The organism is Kribbella koreensis (assembly GCF_039525325.1).
Taxonomy (GTDB): Bacteria; Actinomycetota; Actinomycetes; order Propionibacteriales; family Kribbellaceae; genus Kribbella; species Kribbella koreensis.
The window spans coordinates 197,055-217,736 of the sequence record NZ_BAAAHK010000017.1; the positions used below are offsets into that span (position 1 = coordinate 197,055).

21 protein-coding genes are annotated in these 20,682 nt (G+C 68.8%); 19 read left to right on the plus strand and 2 right to left on the minus strand.

Features of this window, described 5'->3' with window-relative positions; translation table 11 throughout:
* Position 1: 1 nt before the first annotated feature.
* The 13 genes from ABD116_RS30415 to ABD116_RS30475 all read left to right on the plus strand — a co-directional run bounded on the left by ABD116_RS30415 (position 2) and on the right by ABD116_RS30475 (position 10,571).
* A complete protein-coding gene (locus ABD116_RS30415; protein ID WP_343977982.1) occupies positions 2-799 on the plus strand; it encodes an ABC transporter ATP-binding protein in 798 nt (265 codons plus the stop codon).
* The gene (locus ABD116_RS30420) at positions 796-1,575 is read left to right on the plus strand and encodes an ABC transporter permease (RefSeq protein WP_343977985.1); all 780 of its coding nucleotides are present in this window, start codon (positions 796-798) and stop codon (positions 1,573-1,575) included. Before ABD116_RS30415 ends, ABD116_RS30420 begins: the two co-directional genes overlap by 4 nt.
* Positions 1,572-2,660 carry an Ldh family oxidoreductase gene (locus ABD116_RS30425; protein ID WP_343977988.1) on the plus strand — a complete coding sequence of 363 codons (1,089 nt, stop codon included), beginning with the start codon at positions 1,572-1,574 and terminating at the stop codon, positions 2,658-2,660. The genes ABD116_RS30420 and ABD116_RS30425 overlap by 4 nt, the downstream gene beginning before the upstream one ends.
* Positions 2,660-3,055 carry a RidA family protein gene (locus tag ABD116_RS30430; RefSeq protein ID WP_343977990.1) on the plus strand — a complete coding sequence of 132 codons (396 nt, stop codon included), beginning with the start codon at positions 2,660-2,662 and terminating at the stop codon, positions 3,053-3,055. The genes ABD116_RS30425 and ABD116_RS30430 overlap by 1 nt, the downstream gene beginning before the upstream one ends.
* 58 nt (positions 3,056-3,113) lie before the next feature.
* Entirely contained in the window at positions 3,114-3,986 is an 873-nt protein-coding gene (locus ABD116_RS30435) for a fumarylacetoacetate hydrolase family protein (RefSeq protein WP_343977992.1), read from the plus strand.
* The gene (locus tag ABD116_RS30440; protein WP_343977995.1) at positions 3,983-4,690 is read left to right on the plus strand and encodes a GntR family transcriptional regulator; all 708 of its coding nucleotides are present in this window, start codon (positions 3,983-3,985) and stop codon (positions 4,688-4,690) included. Before ABD116_RS30435 ends, ABD116_RS30440 begins: the two co-directional genes overlap by 4 nt.
* A complete protein-coding gene (locus ABD116_RS30445) occupies positions 4,687-5,418 on the plus strand; it encodes an SDR family NAD(P)-dependent oxidoreductase (protein WP_343977998.1) in 732 nt (243 codons plus the stop codon). The genes ABD116_RS30440 and ABD116_RS30445 overlap by 4 nt, the downstream gene beginning before the upstream one ends.
* A gap of 3 nt (positions 5,419-5,421) precedes the next feature.
* Positions 5,422-7,002, plus strand: coding sequence for an FAD-dependent monooxygenase (locus tag ABD116_RS30450; RefSeq protein WP_343978001.1), 1,581 nt, complete (start codon positions 5,422-5,424; stop codon positions 7,000-7,002).
* Positions 7,002-7,394, plus strand: coding sequence for a cupin domain-containing protein (locus tag ABD116_RS30455; RefSeq protein WP_343978003.1), 393 nt, complete (start codon positions 7,002-7,004; stop codon positions 7,392-7,394). The genes ABD116_RS30450 and ABD116_RS30455 overlap by 1 nt, the downstream gene beginning before the upstream one ends.
* Before the next feature lies 1 nt (position 7,395).
* Positions 7,396-8,304 carry an amidohydrolase family protein gene (locus tag ABD116_RS30460; protein WP_343978006.1) on the plus strand — a complete coding sequence of 303 codons (909 nt, stop codon included), beginning with the start codon at positions 7,396-7,398 and terminating at the stop codon, positions 8,302-8,304.
* 79 nt (positions 8,305-8,383) lie between these two features.
* Positions 8,384-9,346 carry a quinone oxidoreductase family protein gene (locus tag ABD116_RS30465; RefSeq protein WP_343978009.1) on the plus strand — a complete coding sequence of 321 codons (963 nt, stop codon included), beginning with the start codon at positions 8,384-8,386 and terminating at the stop codon, positions 9,344-9,346.
* Positions 9,347-9,413: 67 nt separating this feature from the next.
* Complete coding sequence (locus ABD116_RS30470; protein WP_343978012.1) at positions 9,414-10,106, plus strand: GntR family transcriptional regulator; 693 nt, start codon at positions 9,414-9,416, stop codon at positions 10,104-10,106.
* Between the two features lie 78 nt (positions 10,107-10,184).
* Entirely contained in the window at positions 10,185-10,571 is a 387-nt protein-coding gene (locus tag ABD116_RS30475) for a DUF1761 domain-containing protein (RefSeq protein ID WP_343978015.1), read from the plus strand.
* Here ABD116_RS30475 and ABD116_RS30480 read toward each other — a convergent pair whose 3' ends face one another.
* Positions 10,572-11,033: a PPOX class F420-dependent oxidoreductase gene (locus ABD116_RS30480; protein ID WP_343978018.1), complete on the minus strand. Its 462-nt coding sequence runs from the start codon at positions 11,031-11,033 to the stop codon at positions 10,572-10,574.
* Positions 11,034-11,095: 62 nt separating this feature from the next.
* On the opposite strand from ABD116_RS30480, the gene ABD116_RS30485 reads away from it, so the two are divergent.
* Together ABD116_RS30485 and ABD116_RS30490 are read left to right on the plus strand one after the other, a co-directional pair.
* Complete coding sequence (locus tag ABD116_RS30485) at positions 11,096-11,878, plus strand: hypothetical protein (RefSeq protein WP_343978021.1); 783 nt, start codon at positions 11,096-11,098, stop codon at positions 11,876-11,878.
* Entirely contained in the window at positions 11,878-13,458 is a 1,581-nt protein-coding gene (locus tag ABD116_RS30490) for a DNA polymerase Y family protein (protein WP_343978024.1), read from the plus strand. The genes ABD116_RS30485 and ABD116_RS30490 overlap by 1 nt, the downstream gene beginning before the upstream one ends.
* A 213-nt stretch (positions 13,459-13,671) precedes the next feature.
* Here the strand turns inward: ABD116_RS30490 and ABD116_RS30495 are convergent, their stop codons facing one another.
* A complete protein-coding gene (locus ABD116_RS30495) occupies positions 13,672-14,262 on the minus strand; it encodes a TetR/AcrR family transcriptional regulator (RefSeq protein ID WP_343978027.1) in 591 nt (196 codons plus the stop codon).
* Positions 14,263-14,359: 97 nt separating this feature from the next.
* Here ABD116_RS30495 and ABD116_RS30500 point away from each other — a divergent pair, with 97 nt between their 5' ends.
* From ABD116_RS30500 to ABD116_RS30515, 4 genes are all read left to right on the plus strand, one after another.
* The gene (locus ABD116_RS30500) at positions 14,360-15,385 is read left to right on the plus strand and encodes an aldo/keto reductase (protein ID WP_343979480.1); all 1,026 of its coding nucleotides are present in this window, start codon (positions 14,360-14,362) and stop codon (positions 15,383-15,385) included.
* Positions 15,382-16,245 carry an LLM class flavin-dependent oxidoreductase gene (locus ABD116_RS30505; protein ID WP_343978030.1) on the plus strand — a complete coding sequence of 288 codons (864 nt, stop codon included), beginning with the start codon at positions 15,382-15,384 and terminating at the stop codon, positions 16,243-16,245. Before ABD116_RS30500 ends, ABD116_RS30505 begins: the two co-directional genes overlap by 4 nt.
* 62 nt (positions 16,246-16,307) lie before the next feature.
* Positions 16,308-17,147 carry an SMP-30/gluconolactonase/LRE family protein gene (locus ABD116_RS30510; RefSeq protein ID WP_343978033.1) on the plus strand — a complete coding sequence of 280 codons (840 nt, stop codon included), beginning with the start codon at positions 16,308-16,310 and terminating at the stop codon, positions 17,145-17,147.
* A gap of 57 nt (positions 17,148-17,204) precedes the next feature.
* The gene (locus tag ABD116_RS30515) at positions 17,205-20,639 is read left to right on the plus strand and encodes an error-prone DNA polymerase (RefSeq protein ID WP_343978036.1); all 3,435 of its coding nucleotides are present in this window, start codon (positions 17,205-17,207) and stop codon (positions 20,637-20,639) included.
* Positions 20,640-20,682 lie beyond the last annotated feature (43 nt).

Consider the following 20,682-nt stretch of genomic DNA (forward strand, 5'->3'; position numbering starts at 1 on the left):
CATGATCCGGCTGGACGGTGTGGGGCAGGTCTTCGAGGGCCGCGGCGGACAGGTCCGCGCGCTCGAGGAGATCGACCTGCACGTCCAGGAGAACGAGTTCGTCACGGTGATCGGCCGGTCCGGGTGTGGCAAGTCCACCCTGCTCCGGCTGATCGCCGGACTGCTGCCGCCGACGTCCGGCGGGGTCGAGGTGGCCGGTGCGGCCGTCACCGGCCCGCGCCGGGACGTCTCCTTCATGTTCCAGCGACCGGCGCTGCTGCCGTGGCGGTCGGTCGTCTCGAACGTGATGCTGCCGGTGGAGATCTCCGGCGGCGACTCCGAGCGCAGCAAGGCGCAGTACCGCGACCGGGCGCAGGAGTTGCTCGAACTGGTCGGGCTGAAGGGCTTCGAGAACCGGCTCCCGCACGAGCTGTCCGGCGGCATGCAGCAGCGGGTCTCGCTGTGCCGGTCGCTGATCCGCAGCCCCAAGGTGATGCTGATGGACGAGCCGTTCTCGGCGCTCGACGCGCTGACCCGGACCGAGCTGTCGGCGGAGCTGCAGCGGATCCAGATGGAGCTCGCGACCACCATCGTCTTCGTCACCCACTCGATCGAGGAAGCCGTCGTGCTGGCCGACCGGGTGGTCGTGCTGACGCCCCGGCCGGGCCGGCTGCGCGAGATCGTCGAGATCGACATCCCGCGCCCTCGCACGCTGGGGCACAACGCGCACCTGGCCGAGGTGGCCCAGATCAGCGCGCAGCTGCACAGCCTGCTGTCCGAGCAGGAGCGCCCCGTCGACCTGCCCGAGGCACGGCGATGACGAACCGCTCCTGGCTCACACATTCCCGTACCGCCGCAGTCCTGCTGCCCGTCGTCGGGCTGATCCTCGCGCTGGCCCTGTGGTGGGTCGCCACCATCGTCTTCTCGGTCGACTCGTACCTGCTGCCGAACCCGGGCGAGGTGGTGAGCGCCTTCCTGGACCAGCCTGGCTACCTGCTCGGGCACACCTGGACTTCACTGGTGGAGACGGTCGAGGGCTTCCTGCTGTCGATCGTGGTGGGTGTACCGGTCGCGCTGCTGATCGTGCGCTCGGTAGTGGTGGAGCGGCTGCTCTATCCGCTGCTGCTGGCCGTCAACGCGATCCCGAAGATCGCCATCGCGCCACTGCTGGTCGTGTGGTTCGGTTTCGGGCAGTGGCCGAAGGTGCTGCTGGTCCTGCTGGTCTGCTTCTTCCCGATCGTGATCTCGACCGCCACCGGGATGAAGTCGACGCCGGCCGACCTGGTCGAGCTGCTCAAGTCGCTGAACGCCAGCAAGACGCAGGAGTTCTTCAAGCTCCGGCTGCGGTACGCGCTGCCGCAGATCTTCACCGGGCTGAAGGTCGCGATCTCGCTGGCCGTGATCGGGTCGGTGATCGCCGAGTTCGTCGGCGCCACCTCCGGCCTGGGGTACGTGATCACCAGCTCCGGCGCCAACGCCGACACCGCGCTGGCCTTCGCCGCCATGACGCTGCTGAGCATCCTGGCCATCATCTTGTTCTACGCACTGGTACTGCTGGAACACCTGCTGCTCCCGTGGGCACGGGAGACCAGGTGACCACCCAGGCCTCTGACGCCGACCGCCGGGTTCTCGTCCGGCCGGCCTGGCTCGAGGCGACCGTCTCCGCCGTCTTCACCGCGCTCGGCTTCGAGCCGACCGACGCGACCCGGATCGCCGTCGCGCTGGTCGAGGCGGACCTGCGCGGCGTCAGCTCGCACGGCGTGATGCTCGTCCCGATGTACGTCGAACGCCTGAACGCCGGTGGGGTGACCCGGGAACACGAGCTCGACATCCTGCACGACGCCGGCGCGGCCATGGTCGCGGATGCGCGCGGCGGGATGGGGCAACTGTCCAGCCCGCAGGCGATGGGCCATGCGATCGAGCGGGCCGGCCGGTACGGGATCGGGCTGGTCTCGGTCCGCAACGCGCACCACTTCGGCGCGGCCAGCCGGTGGGCGATGCAGGCTGCGCAGGCGGGCTGCCTGGGGATCGCGATGTCGAACACGACGCCGCTGATGCCGGCACCCGGTGGGGCCGAGCGGATCGTCGGGAACAACCCGTTGGCGATCGCGGTACCGACGGAGGCCGGCCCGGAGATCGTGCTGGACATGGCGTTGTCGGCCGTTGCTCTGGGCAAGATTCGGCTGGCTGCTTCGGCAGGGCGGCCGATCCCGGACAGTTGGGCCACGGACCAGTCCGGCGTACCGACGACGGACGCTGAGGACGCGGTACTGGGGATGCTGCTGCCGGCCGCCGGGCACAAGGGGTTCGGGCTGGCGTTGATGATCGACGTGCTGACCGGAGTACTGAGCGGTGGCGGTTGGGGTGACCAGGTGCGGCCGCTGTACCGCGAGCCGGACCGGCCCAACGACTGTGCGCATCTGTTCCTCGCGATCGACCCGGAGTTGCTGGGTGGGATCGATGGCTTCCGGCAGCGCTCGTCGGCGCTGGCGGCCAAGGTGCGCGGTAGCGCGACGGCTCCCGGGGTGGACCGGCTTTTCCTGCCGGGGGAGATCGAGGCCGATCGGGCCGCGAAGCAGCGGCGCAACGGCGTACTGATCGAGAGGTCGGGACTGGACGGACTGCTGCAGGCCGCGCGTGCGGTCGGCGCCGTCGTCCCGACGGGAGGGGTGCTGAGCTGATGGCGAAGACACAACTGACCAGCGCGGCGCTGCGGAGCCCGAACGGGGTGTTCTCGCAGGCGACCACGATCGAGGCGACCGGCCGGCTGGTGTTCGTCTCCGGGATGACCGCCCGGACGCCGGACGGCACGATCGTCGGTGTCGGCGATGTCCGGGAACAGACCCGGCAGGTCTGCGAGAACGTGCGCGCCGCGGTCGTCGAGGCCGGCGGCACGCTGGACGACGTCTGCCGGGTGGACGTGTACGTCCGCAACATGGAGGACTTCGCGAAGATCCACGAGATCCGCGCGCAGTACTTCCAGGAGCCGCTGCCCGCCTCGACGATGGTCGAGGTCAGCAAGCTGGCCCACCCTGACTACCTGATCGAGATCTCCGCGATCGCGGTGATCCCATGAGTGGCAACACGCAGCCGGGGAGGGGTGATTCAAGTGCGCGGCGTCGAGTGGACCTGAGATGCGGTTCGTGACGATCGAACACGCGGGGCGTGAGTGGCCCGGCGTACTGGACGGCGAGGATGTCGTCCTGCTGCAGGCTTCGGACCTGGTCTCGGTGATCGAGGCCGGGACGGCCGGAGTGGTTGCCGCGCGCAACGAGCTGGCCACCGGCGAACGGTTGCCGTTGGCATCGGTGTCGTTGCGCGCGCCGTTGCGGCGGTTCCGCCGCGACGTGTTGTGCACCGGCTGGAACTACTGGGACCACTTCGAGGAGAGCAAGGGCAAGCGGGACGGCCAGGACGTCGACCGGCCCGAGCACCCGACCTTCTTCACCAAGGGTCCGGACGTGGTGATCGGCCCGTACGACGAGATCGCGTACGACCCGGCGATCTCGGCCAAGTGGGACTACGAGGCGGAGCTGGCGCTGGTGATCGGCAAGGCCGGGCGCAGCATCCCGGTCGCCGACGCGCTGGACCACGTCTGGGGCTACACGCTGGCCAACGACGTGTCGCAGCGCGACCTGCAGCGTCAGCACGGTGGCCAGTGGCTCAAGGGCAAGAGCATCGACCAGACCATGCCGCTCGGTCCGTGGATCGTGACCGCCGACGAGTTCGGCGACCCGCAGGACGTGCACCTGCAGTGCCTGCTCAACGGTGAGGTCATGCAGGACGCCTCGACCAAGCAGATGGCGTACGACGTGGCGACGCTGATCAGCGAACTGTCGTTCGGGATGACCCTGCGCCCGGGCGACCTGCTACTGACGGGCACTCCGGCCGGTATCGGCAATGCCCGCGAGCCACAGGTGTTCCTGGCCGAGGGCGACGAGGTAGTGACCCGCGCGGACAAGATCGGCGAACTGCGCAACACACTGGTCTACCGGGAACTCGCATGAGCAGCCGGTTGGAGCTACTGCCCGGTGGCGGCCGCGGTGGCCGCCGTACGTTGGCAGAGACGGCCGCTGCCGAGCTGCACCAGCTCATCCTGTCCGGCGAGCTCCCTAGCGGTACTCCGCTTCGCCTGGTCGAGCTGGCCAACCGTCTGGACATGAGCCAGATGCCTGTCCGGGAAGGCCTTCGCCGGCTGGAGGCGCTCGGCCTGGTCGACATCATCCCGCACAAGGGCGCCTGGGTCCGGGAGCTGTCGCTGGAGGACCTGCACGACACCCATGAGACCAGGCTCGCGCTGGAGAGTCTCGCAGTACGGGCTGCCGCGGAGCACTTCGGCGACGAGGACGCAGAGAAGGCCCGCGTCGCATTGGCCGAGCTGCTGCAGCTCTCGCGGTCCGAGGACTCGATCGGCGCTCGGCAGGCCCATGCCGACTTCCACTTCGCTCTGTACCGGGCCGGTGGGTCGCAGTGGCTTGCACGGGCTATCGAGCCGGTGTGGCAGAACAGCGAGCGCTACCGGTTCGGGAGTCGGCAGACGGCGTTCCAGATCGAGCGGAACCGGCAGGAGCACCAGGCGATCCTGGACGCGTGTATCGCCCGGGACGCAGACGCTGCCGAACAGGCCCTGCGTAACCACCTTGCTGGCGCGGTACAGCGGATCACCGAGACGATGACCTCCAAGCAGTCACAGCGCGAGGGGACGTCATGAAGGTGAGCTTCGACGCGACCGGCTCGGTCGTCATCATCACTGGTGGAGCACAGGGCATCGGCGCGGCTCTGGCTGCTGCGGTGGTTGGCTGCGGCGGTACTGCCGTGGTCTTCGACCTGGTCGCGGGTGACCTGTCCGGGGTCGAGTACGTCGAGGTGGACGTGGCGGACCGGGGCGCTGTGCTCGAGGCAGTGGATGGCGTGATCGAGCGGCACGGGCGGATCGACGGGCTGGTCGCTGGGGCCGCTGTGCAGCCACGTGCTGCTGTGCTGGACATGGCGTCGGAGCAGTGGACCAGGACGCTCCAGGTGAACCTCGATGGTGTCGTCTGGGTCTGCCAGGCAGTAGTGCCGCACATGGTCTCGGCGCGCAGCGGGTCGGTGGTCGTGTTCACGTCAGGGATGGCAGCGACCGGGTTCCCGGGCGCGGCGGCGTACGCGTCGAGCAAGGCGGCGCTGGGGGCCTTCGCCCGGACGCTGGCGGCCGAGGTGGCCGAGCACCGGGTCCGGGTGAACGTGATCGCCCCGGGGGTGATCGACACCGAGCAGTTCCGCTCTGCCAACATCGGTGCCGACTTGGAGCACTGGCGTGACACGACTGGGATCGGCGATGCCGAGGATGTGGTCGGCCCGTTGCTGTTCCTGTTGTCCGACGCGGCCGCGATGACCGGATCGCAGCTGACCCGTGAACGGGTCTTCGCCCGGCTAGAGACCTTCAAGGAGAGCTAGACAGTGTCCGCAGACCAGCAGCTCCCCGTCGCCGTCGTCGGCGCCGGGCCGATCGGCCTCACGACGGCCCTCGGCCTGGCCCACTACGGCGTGTCGTTCGTGCTGCTCGAGGAGGACGCGGTGCTCTCCTCGGACACCAAGGCCGGTACGACGCTGACCCGGACGCTGGAGATCTGGGACCGGTACGGCGCCGTCGAGGGCATCCTCGCCGCCGCGCTGCGGATCGACGAGATCGGCGACATCGACCGGGCCACCAACACGCCGCGGGCCTCGGTGCAGCTGGCCGAGCTGGTCAACGACACCCAGTTCCCGTTCGTGATCAACCTGCCGCAGCAGACGATGGAGCCGATCCTCGAGGCCGCTCTCACCGGTGGCCCGGTCCTGAAGCAGCATCGGCTGGAGTCCTTCGAGGTGCTCGACGACCGGGTGGTCCTGACGGTCGATACGCCTGATGGTGTGCGGCAGATCGAGGCCTCGCACCTGCTGGCCTGTGACGGCGGCCGGAGCAAGGTGCGCGACGCGCTGGGTGCGACGGTGACGGGGGAGACCCTGCCCGAGCGGTACATGCTGATCGACGTCGTGGTCGACCTGGACGTCTCGAACGCCCGCGACTACCCGTACCTCGCCTACTTCTCGGACCGGTCCGAGTGGATGGTGCTGATCCGGCAGCCCAACTGCTGGCGCTTCCTCTTCCCGCTGGCCGAAGGTGCGGAGCAGCCGGGCGAGGAGGACATGCTGGTCAAGGTGAAGCAGTTCATCGGCGAGGTGGACCGGATCGAGCTGCTCGGCTCGGTCGTCTACAACGTGCACCACCGAGTGGCCGACCACTGGTCCGCGGAGCGCAAGGTGTTCCTGATGGGCGATGCGGCCCACCTGATCACCCCGATGTGGGCACTGGGCCTCAACACCGGAGCGCTGGATGCGTCCAACCTGCCCTGGCGGCTTGCCTGGGTGCTCCGCGGCTGGGCTTCGCCGGAGTTGCTGGACGGCTATGAGCAGGAGCAGCGGCCGGTGGCGATCAACGGGTCGGGCGAGATGGCCGAGGCGGCTCGCAAGTACATGTCCCACCAACGGGGTGCGGTGACCGCGGCCGGGAGTGACTGGGCGACGGCCTACACTCGCACGCTGCTCGGAGTACGGCTGGATGTGGCCGGGGAAGGCGACTGGTCGATGGTGATGACCAGTGCTGAGCCACCTGCCGTCCGGGCCGGCGACAGGGCGCCCGATCTGGCGCTGCAGGGTCCTGCTGGGCGGCAGACGATCCATGGGTTGTGTCGCGAGTCCTTTGTCGCGCTGTACTTCACCGACGTACGGCGTCGGCCTTCTGTGCCTTTGAACGACTCTCCGGCTCTGAAGCACTATGCGGTGTCGCGGTGGGATGCGCCGCTGGACTCTGGGCTCCGGGACCGCTCATTGTTCGACCCGGGCAGCATCGCGACCAGCCGCTACGGCGTACCTGCTGAGACGGTCGTGCTGGTGCGGCCGGATGGGCATATCGCTGCAGTGGCTCCGATGGGCGAGGGTGTTGCCGAGGAGCTCTACACCGGGATCACCGGTCGGCCTGTGCCGCGGGAGGGGCTCTGATGAGCTCCTTCGACGAGCAGTTGAGCGAGGTGCTGCTGCAGACGGACGACCTGGAGTGGGTCGAGAAGTCGCTGGCTGGACTGTCGCACAAGATGCTGTGGCGGGATGAGGAGACCGAGGCCTCGATCGCGCTGGTGCGCTTCGAGAAGGGGGCCGGGATCCCGGAGGCGCATCAGCACGCGTCGAACCAGTTCATGTTCTGCCTGTCCGGCCGGTACGTGTACCTGCCGACGGGGACGACGCTGACCAAGGGCAGCTTCTACTGGAACCCGAAGGGCGTAGTCCACGGGCCGACGATGGCAGAGGAGACCTCTGTTCTGCTCGAGGTGTACGACGGGCCGCACTACCCGGTGCGGCCGTCCTTCTACGACAACGACGAGGATGCGCGCTGACATGACGGGCTGGGACGTCCATACCCACCTGATACCGCCGACTGTGCTGTCGGCGGCTGGTCAGCGTGCCTTCGGGCTGGGGATCGAGGACGGCTTCCTGCTGGTCGACGGTGAGCGGCTGCCGTTGAAGCGGCTGGCAGATCCGGCGGCACTGCTGCACTGGATCGACGAGCAGGAACTGGACGGCGCTGTCGTCTCTGTACCGCCTGCGCTCTTCCGCTACGACCAGGGCGTCGAGTGGGCTGCGCTGGTCAACCAGGGGCTCCGTGAGCTGGCTACGCCGCAGTTGCGCGTGCTGGGGCATTTGCCCCTTCATGACGTTGGTGCAGGTGACGTTGCTGCTGAGTTGGCCAGTGAGGGCGTCTTCAGCGGCTTCGCCATCGGTACTGCGGGCTACGCCGGGCTGGACCCGGTCTGGGAGGTGCTCCACTCGCTGGAAGCCTTCACCTTGATTCACCCGAGCCACAGCCACGACGAGCGGCTCGGCAGGTACTACCTGTCGAACCTGCTGGGGAACCCTTATGAAACAGGGCTTGCCGCGGCTGAACTGGTGTTCGGGGATGTCGTCGGTCGTTACCCCGGCATCAGGTTCTGCCTGTGCCACGGGGGCGGTGTCACGGCGGCCTTGGCCGGCCGGTGGCAGCGCGGGATCGACACGGAACGACCAGGGATCGAACCAGTCTCGCTGCCGGTGGCCGAGGCGCTGCAGCGGTTCTACGTGGACGACCTGGTGCACGACGACGCAGTACGGGCGTTGCTGGGGGCGACCTTCGGGGCAGAGCGGGTGCTGGCCGGCAGTGACTGGCCGTTCCCGATGGGCGATCAGGTGGACCGAGGCCGGGCGGCAGCTCGATCAACGGTGTGCGAACAGCTCACCCGGCCGTTGAAGAAGGGGGCCGTTTCAGCGTGAGAAGGCCTTTTCGGCAGGACCGAGATGTGATCAGATATCAAATCCAGGTGGGGACTATGCGGACGAGTGGGGTGGCGGCATGAGTGCACGGAAGGCCTACGTGCTGCGCTGCTACGGCCCCGGCCAGCAGCTGAAGGTGGAAGAGGTGGAGCTGATCGCCGGGGAGGGCGAGACGCTGGTGGAGATGCAGTACGCGTCTGTCACCCAGCTCGACCGGACAGTGCTCGCGGGCAAGCTGGCACAGCAACAGGAGCCGCCGTTCGTGCCAGGGTCCGAGGGTGCCGGGGTAGTGGTCAGTTCGGCCGTCTACCCGCCAGGTACCCCGGTAGTGATCCGTGGTGGGGGAGTTGGCGTTGCCCGGCCGGGCACGTGGGGGCAGCTGGCCGTAGTACCGGATGCATCGGTGCATCTGTTGCCTAGTGGGTTGGACGCGGCTGCAGCTGTGTCGATGCTGGGTGCTGCGTTGACCGCGCATACCGCAGTACGGCGGGTCGGTCAGATCGTGGAGAACGAGACGGTCGTCGTCACCGGGATCACTGGGCTGGTCGGCCGGCTGTGCGCCGCCGTGGCCCGGGCGGCCGGGGCGATGAAGGTGATCGGCCTGGCGCGCAGCGACGAATCGGTCGAGCACCTGAACGGGCTGGTCGACCAGATCGTGCGTGTCGACGAACTGGGCCAGGTCGGCCGTGAACTGCCCTGGTGCAACGCGGCGATCGACACTGTCGGCGGACCGGTCACCAGCGGGGTGATGAGCCACATCACCCCGGGCGGACGGCTGGTAGCGCTCGGGTACACGGCAGGGGAGTTCGCCACTCTCGACCTGCACCAGCTGATCGGCCGGGACCTGCGGGTGCTGCCGGTGAACATGCAGCGGACGACGATCGAGCCCGGCACGGTCACCCAGGTACTGACCGACATCGCGCCCTCGCAGGTCCGGCCGCAGCTCGAGATCGTGGCCGGGCCGCTCGCTGAGGATGCCCTGGATCTACTGGCCAGCGGACCGGCGGACAGGCGCGTACTGCTCGATCTTGGGCGCTTCTGATGCACAGTTCAGCTACGGTTACCTCCCAGATGCGCGTGCAGTGATGGAGAGAGGCAGCCCACACCAGATGACCCGACGACTCGAGCTCACGCCCGGGGGACCGAGCGGCCGGCGCACACTCGCGGAGGAAGCCGCCGCGGAGTTGCACGAGCTGATCCTGTCCGGTGAGCTCCCGAGCGGTACCGCGCTGCGGCTGGAGGAGCTGGCCAAGCGGCTCGACATGAGCCAGATGCCGATCCGCGAGGGGTTGCGCCGGATGCAGGCGCTCGGGCTGGTCGAGATCGTTCCGCACAAGGGCGCCTGGGTCCGTGAGCTGTCCATGGAGGACCTGCGCGACACCCACGAGACCCGGATCTCGCTGGAGACGCTCGCTGTCCGGGCCGCGGCGACGCGGTTCAGTGAAGCGGACGCGGCGATCGCCCGGGCGGCGCTGGCCGAGCACGTGCGGCTGTCGAAGGTCGGCGACATCATCGCTTCGCGGCAGGCGCACACGGAGTTCCACTTCGCGATCTACCGGGCCGGTGGGTCGCGCTGGTTGCCACGGGCGATCGAGCCGGTGTGGCAGAACAGCGAGCGGTACCGGTTCGGCTCGCGGCAGACGAAGGCGCGGATCGAGCAGACCCGGCGGGAGCACCAGGCGATCCTGGACGCCTGCCTCGCGCATGATGAGCCCGGTGCCGAGGCAGCTCTGCGCCAGCACCTGGAAGGCGCCATGCAACGCATCACCGAGACGATGGCCCGCCGCTACAACAAGGCCTGACTGTGCGCGGGGATGTCGAAAGCCGGGCCGTGGTTTCTACCTAGGGGTGTAAGCGCCCTCTGGACAGGAGTCACCGAGATGAAGCTCGTCCTTGCAGTTGCCGTCTCCGCTGTTGCCGTGTTCGTCGTGAGCAGTGTCTGGTACGTCGCCTTCGCCAAGGCCCGGAGCGCCCTGCTGAATGTGCCCTCCGCCGACGAGAAGCCGTCGCCGGGGAAGGTTGTCCTGGAGCTGGGCCGGAGTGCGCTGGTGGCGGCCGTGATCGCCGGGCTGGCCGCGCATCTGGAGCTGACCGGGGTCGGGCCGGCGCTGCTCCTGGGGCTGGTGCTCTTCGCAGGCTTCCCCTTCGTCCTGCTGACCGGCTCGGTCATCTGGGACGGGGTGAATCCGAAGCTGGCAGCCATTCACGGCGGTGACTGGCTGCTCAAGCTCCTGGTGATCAGCTTGATCGTCGGCTTGTTCCGGTGACTAGGCCAGGTGGGCTGGGAAGCCTCCGGTGGCTACTGGGCCCCAGCGCTCAGGGGTGACGCGGATGAGGCACTTGCCCTGTTTGCGCATCGCCTCGCGGTACTCGTCCCAGTCGGGGTGCTCGCCGGAGATGGAGCGGTAGTAGTCGACCAGGGGCTCCACTGCGTCCGGTAGGTCGATCACCTCGCCGGTACCGTCGATCTGCACCCAGGGGCCGTCCCATTCGTCGGACAGCACCAGCACGCTGGTCTGCGCGTCACGCTTCACGTTGTTGCTCTTGGCCCGCCCCGGGTACGACGAGATGACGATCCGCCCTTCCGCGTCGACCCCACCCGACACCGGCGAGGCCTGCGGCGTACCGTCCGCGCGGCGGGTGATCAGCAACATGTGATGACGCGGCCGCACGAACTCCAGCAACGCGTCGGTGTCCACCTGGGTATTGGTAGCAATCGATCTCGGCATACCCCCTACCCTCTCACTTCCTGCAATTGACAGGAGTCGAACAGGTGTTCGAACATGGGGGTGTGACGGGGACTTCTGCTACTGAGCTGCCTGCGCGGGTGACCGCGCTGGATCAGGCGCGCACGCTGCTGGCCCGGGCCAAGGAGCAGAAGGCTGCGCGGTCGGCTCCGGCCGTGGTGGCGCCGCGGACGACCGAGACCCGTGTCCAGCAGGCGCTGGACACGGCCACCGTCGACCGGGCGCTGCCTACTCTGCCGGCCATCGCCGACCTTTTGCCGGGCGCGGTGCTCCGAGGCGGCTCGGTGTACTCGGTGCGCGGGTCGACGGCGCTCGTGATGGCGATGATGGCCGGGCCGTCCGCCGAGGGCGCCTGGTGTGGAGTGGTCGGGATGCCGTCGTTCGGCGCGGAGGCGGCCCGTGGTCTCGGGGTCGATCTCGATCGGCTGGTACTTGTCCCCGACCCGGAGCGTGACTGGCTGAGCGTGGTGGCGGCGCTGGTCGACGCCCTGACCGTGGTCGTGGTCCGCCCGCCGGGGGAGGTGACCTCGGGGGAGGCGTCCCGGCTGTCGGCACGGCTGCGTACCCGTGGGGCGATGCTCATCGCGGTCGGCTCCTGGCCGGGCAGCGAAGCCCGCCTGGAGGTCCAGGGCAACACGTGGACCGGTCTCGGTGAAGGCGAGGGCTACCTGACCGGCCGTCAGGCGACCATCGCGGTCACCGGGCGAGGCGCCGCCGTCCGTCCACAGCTGCATCACCTCTGGCTGCCGGCCTCGGACGGCAGTATCCGCCGGATCGAATCGGCGCGTCCGCTGGAAGACCCCGCGCGTTGGGAGGCGGTGGGCTGATGACTCGGACGATGGTGGTGTGGGTGCCGGACTGGCCGGTGACGGCGGCTGCTTCGGCTGCTGGGTGTTCGCCGGAGGCGGCGGTCGCGGTGCTCGCGAAGGGGCGGGTGCTGGCCAGTTCGGCGACTGCGCGGGCCGAGGGGGTGCGCCGCGGGTTGCGTGCCCGGGATGCGCAGTCGCGGTGCCCGGAGCTGGTGGTGCTGAAGTACGACCCGGTGATCGACGCCCGCGCTTTCGATCCGGTGATCGGCTGCCTGGAGGCGCTCACCCCGGGCATCCAGGTGATCCGGCCGGGGATGTGCGCGTTGAAGGCGCGTGGGCCGAGCCGGTTCTACGGGAGTGAGTCGGCGGCCGCGGAGAAGCTGCTCGACCGGCTGGAGACGTTCGACGTACCGGGTGGGCGGGTCGGGATCGCCGATGGCGCATTTGCTGCCGAGCAAGCCGCGCGGGGGAGTTCGGCGCGGACGCGGGTGCTGGTGATCCCGGAGGGCGGGTCGGCGGAGTTCCTCGCGCCGCTTACGGTCGACACCCTCGAGCGGCCGGCGCTCACCGACCTGCTCCGGCGGCTCGGGCTCCGGTCACTCGGCGCCTTCGCGCGGTTGCCCGCGACCGAGGTGCTGACCAGGTTCGGACCGGACGGCGCGTTCGCGCATCGGCTCGCCCGTGGCGACGACGACCGCCCGGTGGTCGCCCGGCAGGTGCCGCTCGAGCTGACCCGCAAACTCGACTTCGAGCCGCCGGTGGATCGGGTGGACCAGGTGGCGTTCGCGGTGCGGACGGTCGCCGACGAACTGATCGAGAAGCTGACCAAGCTCGGCCTGGTCTGCACCACCTTGCGGGTCGAGGTCGGGACCGAGTCGGGCCGGGTGCACGAGCGGGAGTGGCTGCATCCTCGCTGGTTCAGTCCTGCCGACCTCGTCGACCGGGTCCGCTGGCAGCTGCAGGGCAGTGGGACGGCGACCAGCGAGCTGACCTCGGCGGTGGTGCGGATCCGGTTGATCCCGGAGCAGGTCGACCCGGTCGGCGCGCATGTCGACGGACTCTGGGGAGGCGGTCCCGACGAGCGGATCCACCGGGCGCTGTCCCGGGTGCAGAGCATGCTCGGCCATGGTGGAGTCGTCTCGGTGGTGGTCGGTGGCGGCCGCGGCTTCCTGGAGCGGCAGACCTTGATTCCATGGGGTGATCGCCCGGTGCCCGCCAACCCACCGGAGCACCCATGGCCCGGCGCGATCACCGGCACCGGGAGTCGTTGGCCGACGCCGGCGCCCAGCTCGATCTACCCGAAGCCGAAGCCGGCCCTGGTGCTCTCGGCGGATGGGCGGCAGGTCTCGGTGAGCGCCCGCGGCGTGCTGTCCGGCGCTCCGGCGGCCTTCCGCTTCGCGCCTGCCCCACAGGTTGCCGACAGCAACAAACTCCATCCGATCACCGCGTGGGCCGGGCCGTGGCCGGTGGATGAGCGCTGGTGGGACTCCGACGGCGAGAACCGGTTGGCCCGCTTCCAGTTGGTGGGCGCTGATGGGCGGGCCTGGCTCTTCGCAGTACGGAACAACCAATGGTGGACAGAAGCGAGCTATGACTGACCAGTGCTGTCGATGCTCCGGCAAGCGGGAGCTGTTCTGCGGGCGACGTCAACTGCTCACCGGTCGGCAGCGACAACGGCTACCTGTGCAACGTCACCTGTGGTGTGCGCGCAGACATCTGCTTGCTGCCGAGCGTCAACGTCAGCACCTGGCTGCCCAGCATCATTTGCAGTGCGCCAGACGCCATCTGCTGGCGGCTGCCGCGCAGGTGGACTAGCCGGCGCGGAGGCCGGCGACGAGGAGGTCGACCATGCGGCGGGCGTCATAGCGCGCGTCCCCGTAGTCGGCGCCACTGCAGAGGTTGCCGACGGCAAACATCAGCTCGAAGCCGCCGATGCCGGGGCGGATCTCACCGGCTGCCCCGGCGGCCTCCAGCAGTTGTCCGCAGACGGGGACAAGCCGGTCGATGAAGCTGCCGTGCAGTGACTGGTAGGCGGAGTCGCCGGACTGCATCGCCTTCGCGAGACCGTGCTTGGTGACCAGGAAGTCGACGAAGAGGTCGATCCAGGCGGCCAGCGCGGCGTACGGCGTACTGGAACTTGCCAGGAGTGCCGGGCCGGCCTGGACGCAGGCCTCGACCTGGTGCTGGTAGACGGCGACGATCAGGTCGGCCCGGGTCGGGAAGTGCCGGTAGATCGTCCCGACGCCGACCCCGGCCTTGGCCGCGATGTCGCGCACGGGCACGTCGACGCCGGACGTGACGAAGGCCGCCGCGGCCGCGTCCAGCAACGCCTTCTCGTTGCGCCGGGCGTCGGCCCGTTTCCGCGGCGCGGGCGACGTCGATCCGTCCTCGAGGTCGGCCACTGAGCCACTCCCACTTGATAAGCGGAACATCGTTCCGTATGTTGGTTATCGGAACCTCGTTCCGCTTCCACTGTGAATGATGCCAGAAGGGACCGTCATGCACTACCGCACCTTGGGCCGTACCGGAGTACAGGTCAGCACGCTCGCGCTCGGCGCGATGAACTTCGGCCAGATCGGCCGCACCACCCAGGACGAGGCGACCGCCATCGTCGACGCGGCTCTCGAAGCCGGGATCAACCTGATCGACACGGCCGACATGTACGGCCAGGGCGAGTCGGAGGAGATGGTCGGCAGGGCGATCGCCGGCCGCCGCGACGACCTGGTCCTGGCCACCAAGGCGACCATGCCGATGGGGGACGAGCGCAACCATCGGGGCAGCTCGCGCCGTTGGCTGGTCACCGAGCTCGACAACAGCCTGCGTCGCCTCGGCGTCGATCACGTCGATCTCTACCAGATCCACCGCTGGGATCCGACGACCAGCGACGAGGAGACTTTGTCGGCGCTGACGGACCTGCAGCGGGCCGGGAAGATCCGGTACTTCGGTAGCTCCACCTTTCCGGCGTACCGGATCGTGCAGGCCGAGTGGGCCGCGCGGGAGAACCACCTGAGCCGCTATGTCACCGAGCAGCCGAGCTACTCGATCCTGCAGCGGGGGATCGAGACGCATGTCCTGCCGGTGACCGAGCAGTACGGGCTCGGCGTACTGGCGTGGAGCCCGCTGGCGTCGGGCTGGCTGTCGGGTGCGGTCCGTGCGGGCCAGGAGATCACCACGAGCCGGGCGACCGTCGTACCGGCGCGGTTCGATCTGAGCATCCCGGCCAACCAGGCCCGGCTCGACGCGGTGGAGCGGCTGGCGAAGGTCGCCGACGCTGCCGGGCTGACGATGATCCAGCTCGCGCTCGGGTTCGTGACCGCGCATCCGGCCGTCACCAGCGCGCTGATCGGCCCGCGCACGCTGGCGCACCTGGAGTCGCAGCTGGCCGCCGCGGACACGGTGCTGTCCAGCGATGTGCTCGACGCCATCGACGAGATCGTTGCTCCTGGCACCGACCTTGCGCCGGACGAGAAGTTCGACGCGCCGCCCTCGCTGATCGACCCGTCGCTGCGGCGGCGAGTCGCATGACCGCCAGTTTCGGGATCCTGACCGCTCCGCAACAGGTCTCGCACGACGAACTGCTGCGGGTCTGGCGGGAGGCCGACGCGATCCCGGCGATCGAGCACGCCTGGCTGTTCGATCACCTGATGCCGATCGGCGGTGACCCGGCCGGACCGATCTTCGAAGGCTGGACGCTGCTCTCGGCGCTGGCCGCGCAGACTCAACGGCTGCGGCTCGGGCTGCTGGTGACGAGCAATCGGTTCCGGCCGCCGGCGATGCTGGCCAAGATCGCTACGACTGTGGACATCGTGTCGGGCGGGCGGCTCGACTTCGGGATCGGCGCTGGGTCTCGGCCCAGTCTGCCGGCGGCTCGGCGGGAGTACGACGCGCATGGGTTGCCGTACCTCGATGCGGCTGAGGCGGTGGAGAGTCTGGGTGAAGCGTGCGCGATCATCCGGCGGCTGTGGACCTCGGCCGAGCCGTTCGACTTCCGGGGCAAGCGGCATGAGTTGGTTGGCGCGTTCGGCAATCCGAAGCCGGTCCAGCGGCCGCATCCGCCGATTCTGATCGGTGGACGGTCGCTGGGGACGTTGCGGGTGGTGGCGGAGCACGCGGACATCTGGAATCACACCGGCGAGGATCTGGACGACGCGGCCAGTCGGAGTGCCCTGCTGGATCGGTACTGCGTCGAGATCGGCCGGGATCCGTCATCGATCACGCGCTCGATCCATGTGCCGGTCTCCTATGACGATCCGGCCGGCACGCGCGAGGTGATCGCCAGGGTCGGCGCCATCGGCTTCCAGCACTTCATCCTCAGCTTGCCGGCGCCCTATCCCGTCGGGGTCGCCAAGTGGGTCGCGGAGGAACTCATCGGCCCGTCGATCTAGGTCCTGTCGATCTGGAGGTCCGCCACTCGTGTAGGGAGTGAAACCGAGTGAGAGGTGGCGTGATGTCCGAACCGAGGATCTTGCTGACCGGGCTGGGGATTCCCGAGTCGCCCCGCTGGCACGACGGCCGGTTGTGGTTCTGCAACTGGATCGACCAGCAGGTGGTGGCCGTCGATCCGGACGGTGAGGCGGAGTACTTCGCCGTACCGGTCGAGCAGTTGATGGGATGGTCCATCGACTGGCTGCCCGATGGCAGGTTGTTGATGACCGGCGACAAGTTGCGGCTCCAGGAGCCGGATGGGTCGGTGGTCGTGCTTGCCGAGCAGGGCGGCAACGAGTTGGTCGTGGATGGGCGGGGCAACGTCTATCTCAATGGCGCGGACTTCGACTTCGCCGGTGGTGAAGCGCCGAAGCCCGGCTATATCAAGCGCCTCACGCCGGACGGCCGGCTCCGCGAGGTCGCTGGTGACATCCAGTTCCCGAACGGGATGGTGATCACTCCGGACGGCAAGACGCTCGTCATCTCGGAGTCGTTCGCGGGGCGGCTCACCGCTTTCGACATCGACGCGGACGGGGGACTGTCGAACCGGCGGGTCTTCGCCGAAGGGCTCGGGCCGGACGGCATCTGCCTCGATGCGGAGGGGGCGATCTGGGTCTCGACCGGTGGCTCGTCGGTCGTCCGGGTGGTCGAGGGTGGTGAGGTGCTGGAGCGGATCGAATTGGCGTCGGAGCGCGCTCCCTTTGCGCTGGCGCTCGGTGGTCCGGACGGGCGGACTTTGTTCGTCATGACTGCCGAGTGGCGCCCGGACGACAGCATCGGGGACAACCTCGGGCGGTTGACCGGCGGGCCTCGTACCGGTGAGGTTCTGGCCTTCCAGGTCGCTGTGCCCGGGGCGATTTGACTCTTTCGAACAAGTGTTCGAACATCGGAGTATGACGTCAGGTAGCGGAGTTCTCTGATGGGGTGGGACAACCCGCCGATTCCGTGGTCGGAGTTGGAGCGGAAGTTGTCCGGCCGGTCGCGGCCGCCCGCGCCCGCGGACGAGCTGCTGGACGCCGACGGGGGAGACGGGCCGGCCTGGTCGCGCCACCGGCCGCCGTACGATCCGGATCCGGCGGACAAACCACGCCGCCCGGAGGGACCGGTGGTGCCGTATGCCGAGCTGCACTGCCACTCGTACTACAGCTTTCTCGACGGCGCGTCCTCGCCGGAGCAACTGGTCGAGGAGTCGGTCCGGCTCGGGCTGAACGCGCTCGCGCTGACCGACCACGACGGCTTCTACGGCGTCGTCCGGATGGCCGAGGCCGCGGAGGAGTACGACGATCTCCAGACGGTGTTCGGCGCCGAGCTGTCCCTCGACCTGACCAAACCGCAGAACGGGATGGCCGATCCCGAGGGCAGTCACCTGCTGGTGCTGGCCGAGCGCCAGGAGGGGTATCACCGGCTGGCCGGCGCGATCACCGAGGCGCAGTTGCGCGGTCAGGAGAAGGGTCGTCCCGTCTACGACCTGGAGGAGCTTGCGGCGATCGGTGAGGATCACTGGCTGATCCCCACCGGTTGCCGCAAGGGCCTGGTCCGCCGGGCGCTCGAGCTGGGTGGCCAGGCCGACGGACCGGCCGCCGCGGCCCGCGAGCTCGACCGGCTGACCGCGTTGTTCGGCAAGGACCGGGTGGTGGTCGAGCTGATCGATCACCAGCTGCCGACCGACAGCACGCGTAACGCAGTACTGGCCCGGCTTGCCGCCGACGCGGGGCTGGCGGTGATCGCCACCAACAACGTGCACTACGCCCAGCCCCGGCGACACAGGCTCGCCGCTGCGGTCGCCGCCGTCCGGGCCCGGCGCAGCCTCGACGCGATGGACGGCTGGCTGCCACCCGCCGGCACGGCCCACCTGCGCTCGGGCGAGGAGATGCTCGCCCGCTTCCATCGGTACGACGGGGCTGTCGCGCGGACCGTCGAGCTGGCGAACCAGCTGGAGTTCAGCCTGCGGGCGGCCAAGCCGAGCCTGCCGCGCCAGGAGGTGCCTCAGGGGTACGACGAGATGGGCTGGCTGGAGAAGCTCTGCGAGGACGGGGTTCGCAAGCGGTACGCGGACAAGCCGAAGTACCGGGACGAAGCGGTGGCCAGGGTCGAGCGTGAGCTGAAGGTGATCAGAAGCCTCAAGTTCCCGGGGTACTTCCTGATCGTGCGCGACATCGTGATGTTCGCCAAGCGGAAGGGGATTCTCTGCCAGGGCCGGGGATCGGCGGCGAACTCGGTGGTCTGCTACGCGCTGGAGATCACCGCGGTCGACCCGGTGCAGTACGACCTTCCCTTCGAGCGGTTCCTGTCCGCGGCCCGCGACGAGGAGCCCGACATCGACGTCGACTTCGACTCCGACCGGCGCGAGGAGGTGATCCAGTACGTCTACGGCAAGTACGGCCGGCGCAACGCGGCCCAGGTGGCAAACGTGATCACCTACCGGCCGAAGCTCGCGGTGCGGGACATGGCCAAGGCGCTCGGGTTCAGCACCGGGCAGCAGGACGCGTGGTCCAAGCAGGTGGACGCGTGGGGTGCTGTGCGGAGCAGCGTCGACCACGACATCCCGGCACCGGTGGTGGCGCTGGCCGAGGACCTGCTGAAGTTCCCGCGGCACCTCGGCATCCACTCCGGTGGCATGGTGCTGACCGACATCCCGGTCGGGCACGTGGTGCCGGTCGAGCACGCCCGGATGGAGAACCGGACCGTGCTGCAGTGGGACAAGGACGACTGCGCCTGGATGGGGCTGGTGAAGTTCGACCTGCTCGGGCTCGGCATGCTGGCGGCACTGCAGTACGCGATGGACCTGATCCGCAAACATCTCGGCGAAGACTGGAATCTGGACACCATCCCGAAGGAGGAGCGAGGCGTCTACGACCAGCTCTGCAAGGCGGACTCGGTCGGGGTCTTCCAGGTGGAGAGCCGGGCCCAGATGAGCACGCTGCCCCGGTTGCGGCCGCGCAGCTTCTACGACCTGGCGATCGAGGTGGCGCTGATCCGGCCCGGTCCGATCCAGGGTGGCGCGGTGCATCCGTTCATCCGGCGCAAGCTGGGGGAGGAGACGATCACCTATCTGCATCCCGCGCTGGAGCCGGTGCTGAAACGGACCCTGGGCGTGCCGTTGTTCCAGGAGCAGTTGATGCAGATCGCGATGACGGTCGGCGGCTGCAGTGGCGAGGACGCCGACCTGCTCCGCCGCGCGATGGGTTCCAAACGCGGCGTGGAGAAGATCTCGTCGCTGAAGACCAAGCTGTACGACGGGATGGCGGCGAACGGCATCACCGGCGACACGGCCGACGAGATCTACGAGAAGATCGAGGCCTTCGCGAACTTCGGGTTCGCCGAATCCCACTCGATCAGCTTCGCACTGCTCGTCTACGCCAGCACCTGGTTGCGGCTGCACTACCCGGCGGCCTTCCTCGCCGCGCTGCTCCGGGCGCAGCCGATGGGCTTCTACTCGCCGCAGTCCCTGGTGGCCGACGCTCGGCGCCATGGTGTGGAGGTGCTCCGCCCTGACCTGTTCACCTCCGGTGTCCACGCCACCCTCGAGTCGACGGCTGATGAGGTGGTTGCCACCGGCAATGAGTCGTGTCTGCTGAAGGAGCAGCCGCCGATCGGGGAGTTCGATCCGAAGGTGCCGTTCGACTCGGACCTGCACCGGCGCGACGGGCAGCTCGTGGTGCGGCTCGGGCTGGCCGGGGTCAAGTCGGTCGGAGTGCCGTCGGCGACCGTGATCGTGGAGGAGCGTGAGAAGAACGGGCCGTACGCGGACATGGCGGACCTTGTTCGGCGGACTGGGCTCACCGGAGTACAGGTGGAGGCGCTGGCGACGGCGGGGGCGTTCGACTCGTTCGGGTTGTCGCGGCGGCAGGCGTTGTGGAATGCGGGACGTGCTGCCGAGGAGCGGCCCGGGCATCTGTCCGGTGTGAGCAGCTCCGGTCCGCCACCGATGCTGCCCGGGATGACCGGCGTGGAGACGACGATGGCCGACCTGTGGGCCACCGGCATCTCACCCGACGACCACCCGATCCGGCACGTCCGCGCCGCCCTCGACGAGCGCGGCATCCTCCGCGCGAACCAGCTCTCGACAGCCGAGGACGGCAGCCGTGTCTACGTCGGCGGCGTAGTCACCCACCGCCAACGCCCAGCCACCGCCGCCGGCGTCACCTTCCTCAACCTCGAAGACGAAACCGGCATGATCAACATCGTCTGCTCCAACGGCGTCTGGAACCGCTACCGCCGCGTCGCCCGCGAGTCCAGCGCCATGATCATCCGCGGCCGCCTCGAACGCTCCCAAGGCGTCACCAACCTGGTAGCCGACAAACTCGAACGCCTCCCCCTGGCCGCCAAAACCACCTCCCGAGACTTCCGGTGAAGCGAACGCTTTCCTGTGGATAACTTCGAATTCAAAGCATGTA

Bases quoted from the DNA above. Each gene is read 5' to 3' on its own strand.
- ABD116_RS30415 (WP_343977982.1), top strand. From the start codon at position 2: ATGATCCGGCTGGACGGTGTGGGGCAGGTCTTCGAGGGCCGCGGCGGA.
- ABD116_RS30420 (WP_343977985.1), top strand. From the start codon at position 796: ATGACGAACCGCTCCTGGCTCACACATTCCCGTACCGCCGCAGTCCTG.
- ABD116_RS30455 (WP_343978003.1), top strand. From the start codon at position 7,002: ATGAGCTCCTTCGACGAGCAGTTGAGCGAGGTGCTGCTGCAGACGGAC.
- ABD116_RS30505 (WP_343978030.1), top strand. From the start codon at position 15,382: ATGACCGCCAGTTTCGGGATCCTGACCGCTCCGCAACAGGTCTCGCAC.
- ABD116_RS30430 (WP_343977990.1), top strand. From the start codon at position 2,660: ATGGCGAAGACACAACTGACCAGCGCGGCGCTGCGGAGCCCGAACGGG.
- ABD116_RS30440 (WP_343977995.1), top strand. From the start codon at position 3,983: ATGAGCAGCCGGTTGGAGCTACTGCCCGGTGGCGGCCGCGGTGGCCGC.
- ABD116_RS30475 (WP_343978015.1), top strand. From the start codon at position 10,185: ATGAAGCTCGTCCTTGCAGTTGCCGTCTCCGCTGTTGCCGTGTTCGTC.
- ABD116_RS30445 (WP_343977998.1), top strand. From the start codon at position 4,687: ATGAAGGTGAGCTTCGACGCGACCGGCTCGGTCGTCATCATCACTGGT.
- ABD116_RS30515 (WP_343978036.1), top strand. From the start codon at position 17,205: ATGGGGTGGGACAACCCGCCGATTCCGTGGTCGGAGTTGGAGCGGAAG.
- ABD116_RS30460 (WP_343978006.1), top strand. From the start codon at position 7,396: ATGACGGGCTGGGACGTCCATACCCACCTGATACCGCCGACTGTGCTG.
- ABD116_RS30435 (WP_343977992.1), top strand. From the start codon at position 3,114: ATGCGGTTCGTGACGATCGAACACGCGGGGCGTGAGTGGCCCGGCGTA.
- ABD116_RS30480 (WP_343978018.1), bottom strand. From the start codon at position 11,033: ATGCCGAGATCGATTGCTACCAATACCCAGGTGGACACCGACGCGTTG.
- ABD116_RS30490 (WP_343978024.1), top strand. From the start codon at position 11,878: ATGACTCGGACGATGGTGGTGTGGGTGCCGGACTGGCCGGTGACGGCG.
- ABD116_RS30500 (WP_343979480.1), top strand. From the start codon at position 14,360: ATGCACTACCGCACCTTGGGCCGTACCGGAGTACAGGTCAGCACGCTC.
- ABD116_RS30510 (WP_343978033.1), top strand. From the start codon at position 16,308: ATGTCCGAACCGAGGATCTTGCTGACCGGGCTGGGGATTCCCGAGTCG.
- ABD116_RS30470 (WP_343978012.1), top strand. From the start codon at position 9,414: ATGACCCGACGACTCGAGCTCACGCCCGGGGGACCGAGCGGCCGGCGC.
- ABD116_RS30465 (WP_343978009.1), top strand. From the start codon at position 8,384: ATGAGTGCACGGAAGGCCTACGTGCTGCGCTGCTACGGCCCCGGCCAG.